General features: G+C 37.0%; 17 protein-coding genes, 1 pseudogene and 1 riboswitch. Of the genes and pseudogenes, 11 read left to right on the forward strand and 7 right to left on the reverse strand.

What is annotated here, in order from left to right; translation table 11 throughout:
* Positions 1 to 111: 111 nt before the first annotated feature.
* The 5 genes from NPA36_RS01955 to NPA36_RS01975 all read left to right on the forward strand — a co-directional run bounded on the left by NPA36_RS01955 (position 112) and on the right by NPA36_RS01975 (position 7,710).
* Complete coding sequence (locus NPA36_RS01955; RefSeq protein WP_256944435.1) at positions 112 to 999, forward strand: glycine betaine ABC transporter substrate-binding protein; 888 nt, start codon at positions 112 to 114, stop codon at positions 997 to 999.
* Positions 1,000 to 1,665: 666 nt separating this feature from the next.
* Complete coding sequence (locus NPA36_RS01960) at positions 1,666 to 2,526, forward strand: MurR/RpiR family transcriptional regulator (protein ID WP_256944436.1); 861 nt, start codon at positions 1,666 to 1,668, stop codon at positions 2,524 to 2,526.
* A gap of 154 nt (positions 2,527 to 2,680) precedes the next feature.
* Positions 2,681 to 4,615, forward strand: a complete 1,935-nt coding sequence (locus NPA36_RS01965) for a beta-glucoside-specific PTS transporter subunit IIABC (protein ID WP_256944437.1) — start codon at positions 2,681 to 2,683, stop codon at positions 4,613 to 4,615.
* A gap of 24 nt (positions 4,616 to 4,639) precedes the next feature.
* Entirely contained in the window at positions 4,640 to 6,064 is a 1,425-nt protein-coding gene (locus tag NPA36_RS01970) for a 6-phospho-beta-glucosidase (protein ID WP_256944438.1), read from the forward strand.
* Between the two features lie 350 nt (positions 6,065 to 6,414).
* Positions 6,415 to 6,488: riboswitch (Fluoride riboswitch) on the forward strand.
* 43 nt (positions 6,489 to 6,531) lie between these two features.
* Positions 6,532 to 7,710: a cation:proton antiporter gene (locus tag NPA36_RS01975; protein WP_256944439.1), complete on the forward strand. Its 1,179-nt coding sequence runs from the start codon at positions 6,532 to 6,534 to the stop codon at positions 7,708 to 7,710.
* A 346-nt stretch (positions 7,711 to 8,056) separates the two neighbouring features.
* Here NPA36_RS01975 and NPA36_RS01980 read toward each other — a convergent pair.
* Positions 8,057 to 8,646: pseudogene (locus NPA36_RS01980) on the reverse strand (TMEM175 family protein).
* A 217-nt stretch (positions 8,647 to 8,863) separates the two neighbouring features.
* Here NPA36_RS01980 and NPA36_RS01985 point away from each other — a divergent pair.
* Both NPA36_RS01985 and NPA36_RS01990 read left to right on the forward strand, forming a co-directional pair.
* Positions 8,864 to 9,928, forward strand: coding sequence for an ABC transporter permease (locus NPA36_RS01985; protein ID WP_256944440.1), 1,065 nt, complete (start codon positions 8,864 to 8,866; stop codon positions 9,926 to 9,928).
* Positions 9,929 to 9,939: 11 nt separating this feature from the next.
* Entirely contained in the window at positions 9,940 to 10,611 is a 672-nt protein-coding gene (locus NPA36_RS01990; protein ID WP_256944441.1) for an ABC transporter ATP-binding protein, read from the forward strand.
* A 178-nt stretch (positions 10,612 to 10,789) separates the two neighbouring features.
* Here NPA36_RS01990 and NPA36_RS01995 read toward each other — a convergent pair whose 3' ends face one another.
* The 3 genes from NPA36_RS01995 to NPA36_RS02005 form a co-directional block, all read right to left on the reverse strand.
* Positions 10,790 to 11,641 (reverse strand): carbohydrate ABC transporter permease, encoded by an 852-nt coding sequence (locus NPA36_RS01995; protein ID WP_407932752.1) that lies wholly within the window; start codon positions 11,639 to 11,641, stop codon positions 10,790 to 10,792.
* Positions 11,642 to 11,656: 15 nt separating this feature from the next.
* Positions 11,657 to 12,556 carry a carbohydrate ABC transporter permease gene (locus NPA36_RS02000; protein WP_256944442.1) on the reverse strand — a complete coding sequence of 300 codons (900 nt, stop codon included), beginning with the start codon at positions 12,554 to 12,556 and terminating at the stop codon, positions 11,657 to 11,659.
* A 162-nt stretch (positions 12,557 to 12,718) separates the two neighbouring features.
* A complete protein-coding gene (locus tag NPA36_RS02005) occupies positions 12,719 to 14,032 on the reverse strand; it encodes an ABC transporter substrate-binding protein (RefSeq protein ID WP_256944443.1) in 1,314 nt (437 codons plus the stop codon).
* A gap of 267 nt (positions 14,033 to 14,299) precedes the next feature.
* Here NPA36_RS02005 and NPA36_RS02010 point away from each other — a divergent pair, with 267 nt between their 5' ends.
* The 4 genes from NPA36_RS02010 to NPA36_RS02025 all read left to right on the forward strand — a co-directional run bounded on the left by NPA36_RS02010 (position 14,300) and on the right by NPA36_RS02025 (position 16,958).
* Positions 14,300 to 15,136 carry a helix-turn-helix domain-containing protein gene (locus tag NPA36_RS02010; protein WP_256944444.1) on the forward strand — a complete coding sequence of 279 codons (837 nt, stop codon included), beginning with the start codon at positions 14,300 to 14,302 and terminating at the stop codon, positions 15,134 to 15,136.
* A 15-nt stretch (positions 15,137 to 15,151) separates the two neighbouring features.
* Positions 15,152 to 15,796 (forward strand): hypothetical protein, encoded by a 645-nt coding sequence (locus tag NPA36_RS02015; protein WP_256944445.1) that lies wholly within the window; start codon positions 15,152 to 15,154, stop codon positions 15,794 to 15,796.
* Positions 15,797 to 16,030: 234 nt separating this feature from the next.
* Positions 16,031 to 16,438 (forward strand): GNAT family N-acetyltransferase, encoded by a 408-nt coding sequence (locus tag NPA36_RS02020; protein ID WP_256944446.1) that lies wholly within the window; start codon positions 16,031 to 16,033, stop codon positions 16,436 to 16,438.
* Between the two features lie 31 nt (positions 16,439 to 16,469).
* On the forward strand, positions 16,470 to 16,958 hold the full coding sequence (locus NPA36_RS02025; RefSeq protein WP_256944447.1) for a prolyl-tRNA synthetase associated domain-containing protein: 489 nt from the start codon (positions 16,470 to 16,472) through the stop codon (positions 16,956 to 16,958).
* Between the two features lie 114 nt (positions 16,959 to 17,072).
* Here the strand turns inward: NPA36_RS02025 and tnpA are convergent, their stop codons facing one another.
* The 3 genes from tnpA to rplM form a co-directional block, all read right to left on the reverse strand.
* A complete protein-coding gene (gene tnpA, locus NPA36_RS02030) occupies positions 17,073 to 17,546 on the reverse strand; it encodes an IS200/IS605 family transposase (RefSeq protein ID WP_256944448.1) in 474 nt (157 codons plus the stop codon).
* A 194-nt stretch (positions 17,547 to 17,740) separates the two neighbouring features.
* Complete coding sequence (gene rpsI / locus NPA36_RS02035) at positions 17,741 to 18,133, reverse strand: 30S ribosomal protein S9 (protein WP_256944449.1); 393 nt, start codon at positions 18,131 to 18,133, stop codon at positions 17,741 to 17,743.
* Between the two features lie 13 nt (positions 18,134 to 18,146).
* Positions 18,147 to 18,590 (reverse strand): 50S ribosomal protein L13, encoded by a 444-nt coding sequence (gene rplM, locus NPA36_RS02040; protein ID WP_256944450.1) that lies wholly within the window; start codon positions 18,588 to 18,590, stop codon positions 18,147 to 18,149.
* Positions 18,591 to 18,959: the final 369 nt, after the last annotated feature.

Genomic DNA, 18,959 nt, shown 5'->3' on the forward strand with positions numbered 1-18,959 from the left:
CCTATCAAGCTAATTGATGGGTAATATGAATGATAAAATACCCTTCAAAAACGCTATACTGTAAAAATTTTCCTTATTCCATTATACTAAAGGCATAAGGGGTGAACTATTATGAAAAAAACTCAAAAAATGAAGCTATTACTTTTGCTGCTACCACTACTGGTATTAGTAGCATGTGGTAATTCTTCTTCAGATAATACCATCAAGATTGGTTCAAAAGATTTTACAGAAAATTTAATCGTTGGTGAAATCTATGCATTAGCTTTGGAAGACCAAGGCTACAACGTCGAAAGAGTCTCCAGTATTGCTAGCTCCATCATACCTCAAGCAATTGAGAGTTCTCAAATAGACTTATATCCCGAATATACCGGTACTTCATTGCTATCCATCTTCAAGTTACCATTAGAAACAAATCCAGACCAAGTTGCCCAAACAATTCGAGAAAAATACGAAGAAGGTGGTGTCCTAACGACTTTAGACTATGCTCCTGCTAATGATTCAGCGGGAATTGCCATGAAGACTAGTGTTGCCAACCAATATAAGATTAAAACCTTGAGCGACTTACAAATGAATGCTGAAAACATTCGCTTTGCTTCTCAAGGAGAATTTGACCAACGGGAAGATGGCATACCTGGTCTAGAAAAAGTATACGGCCCTTTCAAATTCAAATCGTCTAAGGTATATGATAACAGTTTGAAATATCAGGTATTAAAAAGTGATGAAGCTGATGCTACTCCAGCCTATACCACAGAAGGTCAACTTTCTGATAAGGAACAGTTCACGATTTTAATTGATGATAAAAAGTTTTGGCCGCCATATAATATCGTGCCTATTGTTCGACAAGACCTATTAAAGAAATTCCCTAATGTACCGGAAACATTGAATGCCATCAATAAACATCTTACAACAGAGACAATGATTAAGCTAAACGCTAGTGTGGATATCGATGGAAAAGATTACCGACAAGTTGCTAAAGAATTCTATCAATCTATCAAATAAATGTTTGATACAAAAATGCTGTTTAAACAATCCTCTTAGGATTAAGGTTTAAACAGTATTTTTGTTGTTTCCTCATGCTTACTCCCTAAAGAAGCACAAGAAATATACTTCCTAACATTTAGACTTATTATTAGCTTACCGTATTTTATCGATAATCTCTAATCATTAATCTTCATTTTATCAAATTCAATTCAATCTTGTGGTCGGACAGGTAAAAAGTTCGTACCAATAATACCCTTTTTTAAATACAAAAGAGTTTCCGAAAAATCTATCCGAAATCGAAACGGTGGCACCGCCGAAAGCCTTGGTCTTTCGGCTTATCTGTCTACGTATCTGTAATCGACTAAAGTCGAAACAGCTACTGTGCGTCAGCAATGCTTTTCACCGTTATTTCGGATAGATTTTTCGGAAACTCTTTTGTTTCATTATAATTAGGAAGTTTTGGCGCAGCTCCTTAACTATATAGCATAACGTCACTTATGATAAAACTATCTGAAGTCTCTTTTATGTTTTAGGTAGCAATAATTCATTATAGACTTTTTTCAACCGTCCAGAGAATCAAACTCATCATTTCCCAAAAGCTTGGTCAATCGTGCTATAGTAGTCTTAAGAAGACTCATTCAAAGTATATTCCATCTAAGTAAAAATGAATTCTGGAGGGGAATCATGTTAATCCAACAACTGAAAGAGCAAGAAAACTTTACCAACCACGAAAAAGACGTTGCAGGCTTTATCTTAAAAAATATTGATACTGTTAGCGACTTGACATCTGAACAACTAGCCAAAGCCACATTTACCAGCAAAGCTACCATTGTACGCTTGTGCCAAAAATTGGGTTTGCATGGCTACAAACAATTTCAGATTAAACTAGTAGCCGAGATCAACCAGAACAATCGGATCCATCGTCTCTTAGCCAATGAACCAATCACGAATGCCAGTTCCTATACAGACATCATTGAAACCTTACCCGTTCTCTATGACAAAGCTATCACCAATACCAAGTTAAGTCTTAATAAAAACACCATGAACCGCATTCAAAATTATCTAAAAAATATCGAAACCATTACTATGTACGGAACTGGTATCAGTTACATGCTAGCCCAATCTGCTGCTTTTAAATTTGCTACACTAGGTATTGAATCTTCGGCTTATGAAAGTATTAATGCCCACGCCCTGTCCGCTAAAAAAGAGAAGAAAACCATCACTTTTTTGATTAGTTTCACAGGTGCAAATCGTACGGTTACTCGAATGGCCGAATACCTTAAACAAGCTACCAATACCTACATCATTGGTATCATGGGTCCCCACTCTGAGGACATTAGACAATGGTGCCATGAGATTATTGAAATTCCTAACAGAGATTCCTTACTTAGTTTGGATATCATCTCATCCTACACGGCTGCTAATTATATATTAGACATCTTCTTTTCCATGATCCTTGCCAACAATTACCAAGAACATGTCCAATCCTCCATCAAGATGCTAGAGCATGAAAACTTATTATTAAACAAACATCAAGACAACTAAACCTTTTAAAGAGCGGATTTTGGACCTTTGTTTCAAAATCCGCTCTTATTCCTTGCCCACTTATGAAACCTTGGAACTACTCGTTTGATAAGCCTTGTCGCCTCCAAAACGACATGATAGACTTCGCTTACATTAAACAATAGGAGGTCTCACGGTGGGCAAATATTATGATTTAGCAAACAAGATTGTAGAAAATGTTGGTGGTAAAGAAAATGTAGCTGGCTTGATCCATTGTATCACTAGATTACGTTTTACATTAAAAGATGAAAGCAAGGCAAATGATGATGTTCTAAAAAATATGGATGGTATCGTTACTGTCATGAAGAGTGGCGGACAGTACCAAGTAGTTATTGGCAATCATGTACCAGAAGTCTATGAGGATGTTATGGGTTTGCTTGATTTGCAAGAAACTAACCAAGAAAACAAAGAGCCTAAAAATGACAAATGGTTGGACCGAGTCATTGATGTTGTCTCTGGTATTTTCCAACCAATCCTAAGCATCATGGCAGCTTGCGGTATGATTAAAGGATTCAATACCTTGTTTGCTACCCTAGGTTGGTATAGTGCTACAAGCGGTGGTTACTTGATTATCAACGCTGCTGGAGATGCACTGTTTACTTTCTTACCCTTATTCCTAGGCTATACAGCTGCTAAGAAATTCGGCTTAAAACCTATGTTAGGTTTAGCCATGGGTGCCGCTATGTGTTATCCAGGTATTCAAGCTAGTGCCCTCTCAGCAAATGCTGAGCCATTGTACACTGTTTTAGGAAACACTATGTTCGCATCACCAGTTTACATTGACTTCTTTGGTATTCCAATCATCTCTATTGACTATACTGGTACAGTTATTCCAGTCATTTTAGCTGTTTGGTTTGCTGCAAAGTGTGAAAAACTCTTTAACAAATTCGTACCAGATTTGGTGAAATTCTTCTTCGTTCCAATGTTAACCTTATTGGTGGCTCTACCTGTAGCCATCATCTTCCTTGGACCTATCGCAACATTTGGCTCTACCTTAATCTCAGAATTCACCTTGGCTATCAGAAGCTTTAGCCCATTACTTGCTGGTGCGATTGTTGGTGGTACGTGGCAAATCCTTGTTATTTTCGGTATGCATTGGGGCTTTATTCCAGTCTATATCAACAATGTCATGACCTTGGGCTACGACAATGTGATGATGCCATTCTTTGCTTGTACCTTTGCGACAGCAGCTGTTGTCCTAGCTATCTTCTTCAAAACTAAGAACAAAAAAATGAAAGAAATGGCTATTCCTAACTTTATTTCAGGTATCTTCGGTGTAACAGAGCCTGCTATCTATGGTATGTTGCTGCCTTTGAAAACACCATTTATCATTAGTTGTATTGCTGGTGCGATTGGTGGTGCCTTTTACGGTCATTTTAACTTTAGAAAATTCATCATGGGTGGTATGGGAATCTTTGAATTGCCGAACATGATGAATCCAGATGGTACAATGGGCAATATTATTGTGGCTTTAGTCGGTATTGCCATCTCGATGACGGTCGGTTTTGTCTTAACCATGATCTTCTACAAGGAACCAGAAGTAGCCGTGGAAACTGTAGCTACAGACCCAGCTTCATCAGATGCCAGTTTGACAGAAGTAACTGACACAGTAAAAGAAATTGATATCTTCAGCCCCATTAAAGGAGAGGTCATCGCTTTATCAGAAGTAGAAGATGAAGCGTTCGCTATGGAAATTTTAGGAAAAGGTGCTGGCATTATTCCAAGTGAAGGAAAAGTTGTCTCACCAGTAGATGGTACCGTAACAACCCTATTCCCTACTCTGCATGCTATTGGAATCACTAGCAATGATGGTGCTGAGATCTTAATTCATGTCGGCTTAAATACGGTCCAATTGAATGGTGAGGACTTCACCGCTTTTGTTGAACAAGGTGATAAAGTAAGTAAAGGACAAACCTTGCTAGAATTTGATATTGAACACATTCAACAAGCTGGTTATCCAGTTACCACACCTGTCGTTGTTACCAACACGGCCTCTTACCTTGATGTTGTCAAAGAAGAGGTAGATGCTACTGAAAGAGGAGACCTATTGATAAAGGTCACTGTTTCCTAATCAAGAAAAGTGAGGAGTGTTAAAGTGGCTATCAGCAAAGAATTTTTATGGGGCGGAGCAACGTCAGCCAACCAATATGAAGGCGGCTATCAAGAAGATGGTAGAGGCTTGTCATCTATGGACATTGTTCCAGCAGGTTCCAAACGTTCAGATATTATTCGTGGTAAAATAAGTGATTTCTCAATCGACCCAAACTTATATTACCCTACTCATAAAGCAGTGGATTTTTACCACCACTACAAAGAAGACTTAGCCCTATTTGCCGAAATGGGTTTTAAGGCTTATCGATTAAGTATTTCTTGGACACGAATTTTTCCAAATGGAGATGAAGAAACACCTAATCAAGCAGGGTTAGATTTTTACGAGGCTGTATTTAAGGAATGCCAAAGATACGGCATTCAACCTATCGTGACAATTTCACATTTTGATGCACCATTGCATTTGGTCCAAACAATTGGCTCGTGGAAGAGCAGACAGATGATTGATTATTATTTGAAGCTTTGTAAGGTTTTATTTACCTACTATAAGGACTATGTTGATTACTGGCTTCCTTTTAACGAAATCAATATGATCCTACACGCACCATTTATGGCTGCTGGACTTACCTTTAATGGGGATGAAGACGAAGAACAAATTAAATACCAAGCAGCACATCATGAACTTGTGGCCAGTGCTTTGGCGACAAAAATGGCTAAAGAAATTAACCCTAAGAATAAGATTGGTTGTATGTTTGCTGCCGGTAGTGCCTACCCTTTTAGTTGCAACCCTAAAGATGTGTGGGATGCGATGAAGGTTGACCAGGAGAATTATTTCTTTGTCGATGTTCAATCACGCGGCAAGTACCCAAACTACGCGTTGAAAGAATTTCAATGTAAAGGCATTGAAGTAGTTATGCAAGAAGATGACGCAAGCATTCTTGCCGAATACCCCGTTGACTTTATCTCCTTTTCTTATTACAACAGTCGTTGTATTGCTAGCAAAGATAGCGATGCTGAACTGACAGATGGAAACCTCTTTGCAACAGCTAAAAATCCTTATCTAGAAACTAGCGAATGGGGCTGGCCAATTGACCCATTAGGTTTAAGAATTACCCTGAATCAAGTTTATGACCGCTATCAAAAACCAATGCTGATTGTAGAAAACGGATTAGGTGCAGTAGATACGGTAAATGAAGATGGGCAAATCAAAGATCATTACCGCATCAACTATTTATCTGAGCATATCAAAGCTATGGTAGCCGCTATTGAAGAGGATGGCGTAGATTTGTTCGGCTACACTGCTTGGGCAGCCTGCGACATTGTCAGCGCCTCTTCAGGTGAGATGAAAAAACGCTATGGCTTTGTCTATGTAGACGCAGACGATCAAGGTCAGGGCAGCTTCAAGCGATTGAAGAAAGATAGTTTTTATTGGTACCAAAAGGTTATTGAATCTAATAGGGATTTCATCTAGATTTGAAAGCATAATTGCTACTCTATTTGACTCTCTATTATTGAGGCTGGACAAAAAACCTGTATAAATAACTAAACAAAAGGGTTTCCGAGAACTGTATCAGAAATCAAAACGGTGGCACCGCCATGAGCCTTGGTCTCACGGTCTTAGCCGTCTACGTATCTGTAATCGACTAAAGTCGAAACAGCTACTGTGTGTCGGCTATGCTTTACACCGCTATTTCTGATACAGTTCTCGGAAACTCTTTTGTGACTTAAAATTAGATTTTACTCCTTACGAACATTTTATCTAACTTCATTCTTATTCAAAACAACATTTGACACACAGAACTTTTTATTAGATAATCTTACTGTTATAAAGGGAATGAATGTCTCCCTCAGTCTGTACTGAAACCGCAACTTTTGCTAATGACTTCTACCACTTTCTTTAGTGTGTAGAAGTCATTATTTTTATGTAAGGAGGAACTCATGTTAGTTAGTGTTGCTTTAGTCATCATCGTTGGTTTATTGTTAGGTAGTTTAGCACAAAAGGTAAAACTCCCTTCCCTAATAGGACTCTTATTTACCGGCATCATCTTAGGCCCTTATTGTTTAAATCTACTATCTTCGAATTTTTTAGATATCTCGTCAGATCTACGAACCATTGCCTTAATCGTAATCCTTACCAGAGCAGGGTTAGCCTTGGATTTGGCTGATTTAAAAAAGGTGGGTCGTCCTGCTGTATTGATGTGCTTTGTGCCTGCTCTCTTTGAGATTGTGGGAACAGTCATCTTGGCCCCCACCTTACTTCACATTTCCATTTCAGAAGCTCTTCTATTAGGAAGTGTCATCGCTGCCGTGTCCCCCGCTGTCGTTGTGCCTAGGATGATACGTTTAATGAGAGAAGGCTACGGTGTTAAAAAGCGTGTCCCCCAAATTATTTTAGCAGGAGCTTCAGTTGATGATGTCTTCGTTTTAGTCTTGTTTACTGCCTTTTTAGGACTAAATGAGGGTGGCAATTTCTCTGCAGTCCAATTGACTAGTATTCCCATTGCTATATTATCCGGTGCTAGCCTTGGGTTTCTACTTGGTTATCTGCTTGTACAATTCTTCAATAGAATTCATATAAGAGATTCCATTAAAGTGCTGCTTATGTTAGCAATTTCTTTCCTTTTAATGGGTATGGAAACTAGCCTAAAATCAGTATTCCCCTTTTCAGGCATGCTGGCTGTAATGAGTCTTAGCTTGATGATTTTCAGACAAAAAAGACCTCTAGCGGAAAGACTATCTGTCAAATTCAATAAGATTTGGATTATTGCTGAGATATTCTTATTCGTACTGGTGGGTGCCAGTGTCGACTTGTCCTATGCGGTTGCAGCTGGAGTATGGCCTATTGTCTTATTGATACTTATTTCCCTCTTTAGGATGTTAGGTGTTTATGTTTCTTTACTTCACACTAATCTGACCTTTAAGGAAAGAGTCTTTTGCATGATGAGTTATCTCCCTAAAGCTACCGTTCAGGCTGCTATAGGCGCCATTCCACTTTCTCTAGGACTAGCTAGCGGGGAAATTATCTTAACAGTGGCTGTTCTTTCTATATTATTGACTGCTCCAATCGGGGCTTGGTTGATGGATCGGTATTATTCGGTTTTATTGGAAAATGGATGACTAAGTGTAAAATGGACAAAACTTTCAATACAAGTATTGTCACTTCCTGAATCATAAAAGAGTTCCCCAAAAATCTATCAGAAATGAGAACGGTGGCACCGCCGTGAGCCTTGGTCTCACTGGCTTAGCTGTCTACGTGGCTGTAAATCGGCTGAAGCCGAAACATCCACAGTGCGTCAGCTATGCTTTACACCGTAATTTCGGATAGATTTCTGGGGAACTCTTTTATTTGGTTACCATTTGGACTTTTACCCAGCCGCTATTTCTAATTCTTTTCCCGGAAACTCTTAACTTTATTAATTTTGTTCATCCATAATCATTGGAGGCTTTAAATGCTTCACAAATGTTATAGCAAATGATGCTCTTTCTTAATATAACTAATCTGATTTGGAATAAATAATACAAGCAAGGTAACTAAAACAGCATACATCATAGCAGGTGGGAACCATAAGAGAGATATGACTAGGCCGATACATTTTATCAAAACATCACCTATAAGCCAGCGATTTCTCATATGTAATTGACGAACTTCTTCTGCATCATCATTGTTCCCTTTTGACAATGTATAGTATGATAGTATGTTCGCAAGTGTAATCATTAAAACAACAATGCCATAAAAACCTTGTGCTGCGCGATTATTAAAGTTTTCGGAAACAATAGAGGTTGCATATGGCAAGAGAGATGAAAAAATAATATGAGCATTGCTGCCCAGATTGTCTTGGTATTAATCCGCTTAATACGATACCACTCATTATGAAGATTAACCCACATAGCACCTAGCCAGAAAAAGGATAAAGCATAAGCAAAGAAATTCTCTCGCAAAGCTAGAAAACCATTCAAGCTGATGGGATCTGGTTTCCGTAATTCTAATACTAAAATAGTGATAACAATGGCTAATACAGCATCAATAAATGTTGCTAAACGTTCTTTATTCATAAATCTACTCCCTTACTATTTTTATTTATTTCCTAAAAAATCTATTTATCTTGTGTAACATTATAGCCTTTTTCCAACCAATTGAAAACAATTTAATGTTTACTAATAAGCTATAAATTCATCAGAACATTTCCCCTTTTCAATCATATAATTACCTGAATTCACAAAGTTATGCTATACTTTATCTGTTGATAAAAAAGTATAAGAGGTGAACGACGTGTTCTTAGCTATAAATGAAATTAAACATTCCAAATTGCGCTATTTCTTAGTGATTGGCGTCATGTTTTTAATTGCTTATTTGGTTTTCTTCCTGACTGGATTAGCGTATGGTCTGGCACAAGATAATCGTACAGCAATAGATAAATGGCAGGCTGATAATATTCTAATTGCTGAAGAGGCTAACGATCGCTTGGCCATGTCCATGATTACCAGAAAAGCCTATAATGATGTGGAAGCCGATGAAAAAGCAGAGTTGGCACAAACACCAGTTGTCATTTCTAAAAAGAGTGACAGTGAGACTATTAACGCAACCATTTTTGCTATTAATAAAGACCAGTTTTTAGTACCGAATGTTACAGAAGGAAACATGTTTGCCAAAGATGACGAGACTGTTGTCGATGATAGTTTACGTGAACGATATGGTTTAAAGGTTGGCGATGTATTAAAACTCTCTGGTAGCGACACAGAAATTACTATTACTGGCTTTACAGATAAAGCCAAAATTAGTGTCGGTCCTGTTTTATATCTTTCTATTGAAACCTATCAAAAGATTCGTTTTGAAAAAGAAGATACTTCGGATAATGCAAGAATTAATGCGGTAGTGACCAAAGGAAACGTGTCTAAGGTCCCTGACGGATTATCCAAAGTACCTATTGCCGAATTCATTAATAATCTTCCTGGTTACAGCGCTCAAGTGCTAACCTTTGCCTTTATGATTGGCTTTTTGATTGTTATTGCAGCTATTGTTATGGGGATTTTTGTCTATGTATTAACCATGCAAAAAACTGAAATCTTTGGTGTTATGAAAGCTCAAGGTATTTCTAGTGGCTATATCGCAAGATCCGTTATTATGCAAACCTTTTTACTGGCTGCATTAGGAGTGGGGATTGGTTTATTAGCTACAATTGGTACTTCCCTAGTGTTACCAGTTGCAGTTCCCTTTGAAATCAATGGACTCTTCCTTGCAGCCATTAGCGGCTTGATGCTTTTGTTCGCTGTTCTAGGTGCCTTTTTCTCAGTTCGAGCAGTCGTCAAAATTGACCCACTAAAAGCCATAGGATAGGAGTGAACGATATGAGCGTTATCGAATTTCAACAAGTTAAAAAAACATTTCAAGATGGTTCTAATACAGTAGTCGCTCTAAAAGAAACAAATTTTTCAGTTAATAAAGGTGAATTTGTCGCCATTATTGGCCCTTCCGGCTCTGGAAAGAGTACCTTCCTGACTATTGCAGGCGGCCTCCAACAACCTAGTGAAGGAAAAGTATTAATTAACAGTCAACCATTTAGCGAGAAAAAAGAAAAAGAACGTGCCCAACTGCGGTTTAAAGAAATTGGCTTTATCTTACAGGCCTCTAATTTAATTCCTTTTCTAACCGTTAAAGACCAATTAATATTGGTGGATAAGGTTAGGAAACAGAAACATATTCAAAGTAATCTATTTGAAGAGCTAGGAATCGAAAAACTCATCAATAAATATCCCGAAGATTTGTCCGGCGGTGAACGACAACGGGTGGCGATTGCCCGCGCTTTATACCATGACCCTTCTATTATCTTGGCAGATGAACCGACAGCCAGCTTGGATACAGAAAAAGCTTATGAAGTGGTAAAAATTCTAGCGCATGAAACAAAAGAAAAGAATAAAGCTACTATCATGGTCACCCACGACATGCGAATGGTTGACTTTTGTGACCGTGTGCTAGTGATGAAAGATGGTATTTTGACTGCTCAGGATATGAAGAAATAGTTTATAGACTAAATGAAAAATAGAATCCACCCCAGAACCTTTGATAGATGAGGTTTTGGGGTGGGTTATTTTTACATGAAAGTCAAGCTTCTTTCAAAACCACTTTTCTTTACATAGCTCTATTTACAACACAAAAACCGCCCCTATTTTCTTAACAGAGTGCGGTTTTATAGTAAGTTTAGCCTTTCATTCCTGAAGTGGCAACTCCTTCAACAAAGTATTTTTGCATGGACAGGAAGACAATTGCTACAGGAATAATCGATACAACTGAAGCAGCCATAATCAAAGAATACTCAGCGTCAAACTGTGACACAAACATTCTTAGCCCAAGTTGAATTGTTTTATTTTCAGTACTGTTCAAGTAAATAAATGGTCCCATATAGTCGTTCCATGTATTTACAAAAGTGATAATGGTCAAACTAGCGATTGCTGGTTTGGTTAGAGGTAGGACAATTTTCCAATAAATCCCCCATTCAGATAATCCGTCAATTCGAGCTGATTCGCAAAGTTCGTCAGGAATAGACATGTAGTATTGTCTCATCAAAAATACACCAAAGCAGTTAAAGGCCTGCATTAGGACTAGTGCCCATAAATTATCTGTTAAGCCTAACTCTTTCATCATGATGAATTGCGGAATCATATAGACTTGCCAAGGAACTGCGATTGTTCCAATATAGAGTAGAAATAGTGTATCTCTCCCCTTAAATTGTGCCTTAGAAAACCCATAAGCGGCAAAGCTACTCGTCAATAATTGAATTAATGTAATAACAACCGATAGGAAAACCGTATTTTTAAAGAAGGTAGCAAATGGAATAGTTTTCCAGATATTAATAAAATTTTCAAAATGAAATTCTTTGGGGATCCACTGAATTGGAACTGTAAACACTTGGTTGCTTAATTTCACCGAGGCTGACAGCATCCAGATAAAAGGAACTGATACAAATATGGATAATATTATTAGAGATGTGTAAAGCAGCAGTTTGCTAATTTTCTTACCATTTCTTTTACGAAATGTAGGTACTTGTTCCATCATTAAGCCTCCATTCTATGCTTGAGCACGTTTCTTGTCAATTTGGAATTGAACTACGGTGATGGTCAGCACGATGATAAATAATACGAATGAAATAGCAGATGCATAACCAAATCTGAAGTTTACAAAAGCTTCGTTATAGATTTGATAAACTAGTACATTCGTTGATCGCCCTGGTCCGCCTTCTGTCATTACTTGCACCAGATCAAAAACTTTAAAACTATTAATAGTCAACATAATCATGACAAAGAATGTAGTTGGTCGCAATGAAGGAATAGTCACATTAAGAAATTGGCGCCATTTACCGGCGCCATCCATAGAACTGGCTTCATATAGCTCTCTTGGAATACCTTGTAGTCCAGCTAAATACAGAATCATATAATAACCCATATTACGCCAAACGCTGACTATGATAATAGCTGGCATAGCCCACTGAGAACTTGAAGTCCATCCAGGGACAGTTGAAATAAAATTTTGAAGGAACTGGTTAACTGGACCCATGGTTGGATGAAATAGCATGTTCCATACAACCGCAACTGCTACAAGAGACGTAATATAGGGAAAGAAAAATATTGTTCTAAAAATTCCAATCCCTTTCACTTTTCGATTCAGCAACATAGCCAGCCCAAGTGAACACATCATGGTTAAGGGGACAACACCGATTGTATAATAGAAGGTATTTTTAAGAGCAATCCAAAAAGTATCGTCTTTCAACATCTCGGCAAAATTGTCTAAGGCGACAAATTTTGGCGCGGTAAAAGAATCCCACTCTGAAAAGGCCAAAGCAAAAGAAAATAGAATAGGAATCAAGGTGAAGATTAAAAATCCTGAAAAATTGGGTAAAATGAAGCTCCATGAAATAAGGTTTTTCTTTAACTTATTCCATCTATTTCTCTTAGGAAGACGTACGTCCATATAAATTTTCCTTTCTTCATTAAGTAAGTGACTGAGACAGAACTTATCCCAGTCACCTTAATTCGACATATGAATAAACCGGTCTAGAGTCTAAGATACATTTAGTTGATGAAATGGAATAGAAACCAAATTCTCACTAGCTTCTTCCAATAGCGAAACGATTTATTCTACAAGATCTTTCGTACGAGATTCCATCTCTTTAATGCCATCTTCGACAGATTTATCACCAACCATAATCAAGTCATGTTCTTCACCTAGAACTTTGGTAATCCCTGCTGCAGAAGCTTTTGCAGCATATTCTAAGCCATCTTTATCAGGAGTTAATGCTTTTTTAGATTCTTCATCTTGTGGCATACCTTCTATAGAAAATAGAGCATTTAAAGTTTCTTTATTCTTATAGGCTGTTGTAATTCCAAGTTTGGATAAAACTAAAGCCCCCTCTTTACCACTAGCAAACTCAACAAATTTTTGAGCCAATTCTGGATTTGCTGCATTTTTGTTAACAGCCATACCAGCTGGTCCACCATAGGTTATAGTTTCTTTTGAATCGGAACGCTGAGGAATAGTCGTCATACCCCAACTCATTTCATTTTCTCCAGATGCTTGTGCTTTTAGCAATCTCGAAATGTAGAATGACCCCATAATCATGGTAGCTGTTTTGTTTGTTTCAAATACAGAAGAGTAGGTTGTATTTGTTGTTTTGATTGTTGCATAGTCCATCACAGTGCCATCTTTTTGCATATTTAGGAAAATATCATAATAGTTTTTTAGGTAATCGTATTTTCCACTTAATAGGTCTCCACCAGTTTGATTTGCCGCAGTTGCTTGAAGAATAGGGAACCATTTATGATGATAACCACCATATACTTTTTCGGCTTCATTAGCCCCACTTGTCAATTTCTTTGCTAACTCTTGATAAGTATCCCAAGTTAAGTCTTTAGGGTAGTCAACTCCAGCCGCATCAAATAACTTTTTATTATAGAACAAGACATAGGTGTCTTTTCTAAATGGTAATGCATAAATTTTTCCATCTTCTGTACGATAGCTATCTAAACTCCCACCATAGTTAGCTAAGTCTTCAGCAGATAAACCCTCGGAGTAAGCAGTTAAGTCTACTAGTTGCTGTTTATTGGCGTAGTTTACATAACTCCCAACATCTTTCATGGACAGCACATCTGTCTTATCCCCACTCGCTAAGAGTGTTGTAATTTTATTTTCATAAGAACCCGGATCTATATCAACAACTTTTACTTTTGCATCGTATTTTTTCTCAAAGGCTTCAACAATTGCCTTAAATTCAACGTTTTGTTCATAGCCCCAAGCAGATAATGCGATTTCGTTGCTTGTTGCTGTTTCTGTAGGTTTATCTGCTGTACTCGTAGAGCTTTCTGCACTTCCATTTCCTGAACATCCTGCTAACGCCAAGACACATGTTGTTGCTGCTAAAGCCAAAAATCCAATTTTTTTCTTACTCATTGTCTATCTCCTCCGATAAATTTGATACCTTAATTTTAAGCAAACCAAAACTCATTGTAAACACAAAAAGAAACTCAATTAATACAAAAAAAACTAAATTAAACCCCTTACAATATAAAATTCCGTTCATTTATGTACAGGTAAGCCTTTTACTAGCAATTTTAAGGTAATACGGTTAGTTATTTTTTTGCATTATTTTATGATTTGAGTTATCCTATGAATAAGATATTCAGTAAAAACTTGAAGATAGGAGAAAGGATTTTGCTTATGGAATACAATATTGAGCATTTTACCAATAGTACCTTAAGTTCTCATGGGTGTACTAAAGAGACCATTCATTTTGCACCACATCTGCACAACCATTTTGAACTGAATCTATTTCTCCAAGGAGACATTCGCTTTTTCATTGATGGCGAAACATTTAAACCAACACATGGAGATTTATTTTTGATGAATAACACCCAAATTCATGGCCCAAAAATCATGTCCGACTCAACCTACGAGCGAGCTATTATCCATTTTTCACCTAAAATTGTTCAATCGTTTTCTAACCAGACAACAGAATTACTAAACATATTCCATCAAAAAAAAGGCCTCCATCTAAGTGAGGAGGAAATAAGTGAGTTTGTGACTATAACAGATAAACTAGTAGAGCTTGAAAGAGATGGTATGGAAGAATTTGGTAATAATTTATTGCAGCAAGCCTATTTGGCTCAAATTTTAGTTATGATTAACCGAAACAAGTACCGAAAAGTTCAAGAAGATAGCTTTCTTATCAATCACGAGCTTTCTCCTCTTATGCAAGAGATTATCCAATTCATTCAAAAACATTTAGACCAACACATTTCCCTTGCTATGATTGAAAAGTCCTTTAAGTTGAACAAGCATTATCTCAACCGAATGTTTAAAAAAGAACTAGACACTTCAATTTATAGCTTTATCCAGCTCAATAAAATTTCGCTTGCCAAAAAATTGCTGCATGAAGAAATGGATGTAAATACTGTTTGTGAACAGTTAGGTTATAAAGACTACACCACTTTCGCTAGAGCTTTTAAACGTGTTACTAATCTATCACCCAAAAATTATGTCAAAATTATTAAATAAAAAGGAGCCATTTCAATGGAAAATCATACCTTTTATAAGGTCAGTAACACAATTTATCAAGCTCTTTTATGCAATATCAGCTTCAGTCTGAGCAATTTACCTTTATTCTTGTTTATCATATTCTTTTCTGCAAGTGATGGTGTATTTTGGCTCACAATTCTTTTATTGCTGACGTTATTGCCAAGTATCAGCTCCTTAATCTTTTGCATTCATCAACTAGGTTTGGGTGAGAGCAAACCTCTAATTCCGATGTATTTTTCTTTTTTCAAAAAAATATTTCTTAAAACAGTCCCCTATTCCCTGTTAATGAGTGTCATCTCTTTTAACATGCTCTATTCCCACATTTTTAGCGGTAGCTTTTCGCAAATACTTACCTTAATTATTGCTTTTACAGGACTGATTGTATTGGGAATTCTTGTAACTTTTGCTTATTTTCTAGCCTTTAACCCTATGGAAAAAACGTTATCTATCTTCTCTTACAGCTTTTATCATTCGTTGAGAAAGTGGTATCTAACCTTGCTTACGATCGGAGTTTTCGTGGCGTTTTTTATGTGCTTATTCTTAATTCCTATCCTAGGGTTTCTTGTTATACCAGTGTTTTTTGGTGGATTTATTTATCTGATATGTCGAGGATTGACTGGTTCATTGAAGGGTGATTAGTTGAGAAAAAGGAAATGATGGATTAGGTTGAGGAAAAGATTTGGTTTGGTCATAAATTATTTCTTTTTACCCCTATTATTACCTCCACTTTTTCTTGTCTAAAAAACAAATCATATCAGCACGGGGTATAGAACCTAAATTCATAGTACTAATAAAATTGGTAATAAATAGGAACTATTTTGATGTGTAATTTTGGAACATACTCTTATTAAAAACTTTATTAGGAGGTTCAAGGTGATAACTTACAAAGAAAGCAAAGAAATTAAGCAGACAGATATAAAATCCTTGTATTCAAGCGTAAAATGGACAAACTACACAAATAACTTGGCGAAACTAGAAAATGCCATTAACCATTCCCTATCCGTCATAACAGCTTGGGATGGAGAAAAACTAGTAGGTTTGATCAGAGCAGTTGGTGATGGGGAAACAATCCTTTATATTCAAGATATTTTGGTGCACCCCGACTTTCAAAATCAGCAAATTGGCACCAACTTAATGAATCAAATGCTACATAAATACACTGACATTCGTCAAAAAGTTTTGTTGACGGAAGAGGCTCCAGATGTAAGACATTTCTATCAAAAATTTGGTTTTTCATCTTGTGATAAAGGTCAAGTTGTTGCTTTTTATAAAGCGTATTGATGGTTATAATCAATTGAAAGGAGTTTATCATATGGATTCATTTTTAACTGTAAAAGCCACCTTAGAAAATCTCGATATCCCCTATGAAATAGTAGAACACCCTCCAGCTTTGACAACCGAGGAAGCGGACCAGTTTATTGTTGGCATCGAAGGCGTAAGAACTAAGTCTATGTTCCTAACGAATAAGAAAAAAACTGCTTATTATTTATTAATTATGGACGATACAAAGCGTTTGGACATGGATAAATTTAAGGATCTAGTCAGTGCTAATCGCATAAAAATGGCTTCGTCAGACAGTTTGGCTGAGCAAATGAAGTTACCTCCTGGAGTTGTTTCCATATTTGGACTGCTTAATAATGACAGTAAAAACATACAAGTTTATTTTGATAAGGAAATCTTATCTGAACCACGAATGAGTTTTCATCCAAATGTAAATACCAAAACCATCTTTTTATCAACTCAGGATGTCCTAAAATTCATTCAAGCGATTGGTTATGATTATACTATTATAGATTTGTAGTACATTTATGGGTTAGGGAAATGATATCCCTAACTACTAACTCCCGCCTTATGTAGAAATAACACTAACCAATAAAAAACACTCTCTCGTCATGAGAAAGTGTAAAAAAGCGGTTTAAAAAAAAACTATTTTTTGTCCGGTAAACGGATCATACTCTTCGAATAAGGTTAGTTGATCTGCTACATAATCTTCTTGAACTTGATTTCGAATATAAGCTTCAATCTGTTTTTTATTTCGTCCTACGGTATCTACGTAATAACCACGACACCAAAATTTTCGATTCCCATATCTATATTTTAAATTGGCATATCTGTCAAAAATCATTAGACTGCTCTTTCCTTTTAAATATCCCATAAAAGCAGATACACTTAATTTGGGTGGAATGCTTACCAGTAAATGGATATGGTCTCTACAAGCATTGGCTTCTATTATCTCAACATCTTTTCTTTCGCATAGAGATCGAATAATCTCCCCGATACTCTTTTTATACTTTCCATAGATGATTTGGTGACGATATTTTGGTGCAAATACGATGTGATACTTACATTTCCATACCGTGTGTGATAAACTTTGATTGTCTTTGTGCATAAAGAACCTCCTAAAATAGTTGATAATGCGGTCGGGAAACCAATATTATCTTACCATTTTAGGAGGCTTTTTTAATACCTCGCTGGAAGCTCCATGGAACCACCCGCATAGCAGGTGGTTTTCATACACATATAAAAAAACACTCCATGGTGTGAACCATGAAGTGTCGATAAATGTTGTAATGTAGCTGTTTCTTAACGTTTTGAAAACTGGCTAGCCTTACGAGCTTTCTTAAGACCTGGTTTCTTACGCTCTTTCATACGTGGGTCACGTGTTAATAGACCTGCTGCTTTTAGAGGTGAGCGGAAGTCTGGGTCTACAGTTAGTAATGCACGAGCGATTCCGTGACGGATTGCTCCTGATTGTCCTGTAAATCCACCACCATTTACGTTAACATTGATATCGTAAGTACCTAATGTTTCAGTAATGTTTAATGGTTGTTTGATTACTTCGTGTAGGTATGGGAATGGGATGTAATCTTCGATTGGTTTTTTGTTGATAGTGATGTTACCTGTCCCTGGTACTAAGAATACGCGGGCAGTTGAATTTTTACGACGGCCAGTGCCGGTATATTGTGCTTGAGCCAATGTTGCTTCCTCCTTAGATTAGTGATTGAATGTCTACTTCTACAGGTTGTTGCGCTGCATGTGGGTGTTCTGCTCCACCGTAAACGTTTAATTTAGTAAATAGACGGCGTCCTAATGAGTTCTTAGGTAGCATACCTCTAATGGATAATTCAACTAATTTACGAGAGTTGTTTGAACGTAAATCTCCTGCAGTACGTGATTTCAATCCACCAGGATGGTTTGAATGGTGATAATAGATCTTGTCAGTTGCTTTTTTACCTGTTAATGCTACTTTGTCAGCGTTAATGATGATTACGAAATCACCTGTATCAACGTTTGGTGTAAATGTTGGTTTGTTTTTACCGCGTAAAATGCTTGCTGCAACAGCTGAAAGACGTCCTAATGGAACATCAGTAGCGTCGATAACAACCCATTTACGATCAGTTTCGCTAGCTTTAGCCATATATGTTGTACGCACGTTTGTTTCCTCCAAATTCTTATCTGTTTGTTTGATGACACAATTGAGTTTCCGGGGCTCTCTCGTGGGGCAAACAATACCATTGCTTATAATACTGGTTATCTAGCCAAAAGTCAACAAAATTCGTAACTAAACATATAAAAAAATTGAGTTTTTAATAAGCTCATCTATAAGTCATTTTATCAAGTTTCTAAGCAATAAGTCCACATACTATCAAAACAAAAGAGTTTCTGAGAAAATGTATCCGAAATAACGGTGTAAAGCATAGCTAACGCACAGTGGATGTTGGGGCTGGGCAAATAGTCCAAATGGTAACCAAATAAAATAGTTCCCCAGAAATCTATCCGAAATAACGGTGTAAAGCATAGC

It is taken from the genome of Granulicatella seriolae, from assembly GCF_024543085.1.
Taxonomy (GTDB): domain Bacteria; phylum Bacillota; class Bacilli; order Lactobacillales; family Aerococcaceae; genus Granulicatella; species Granulicatella seriolae.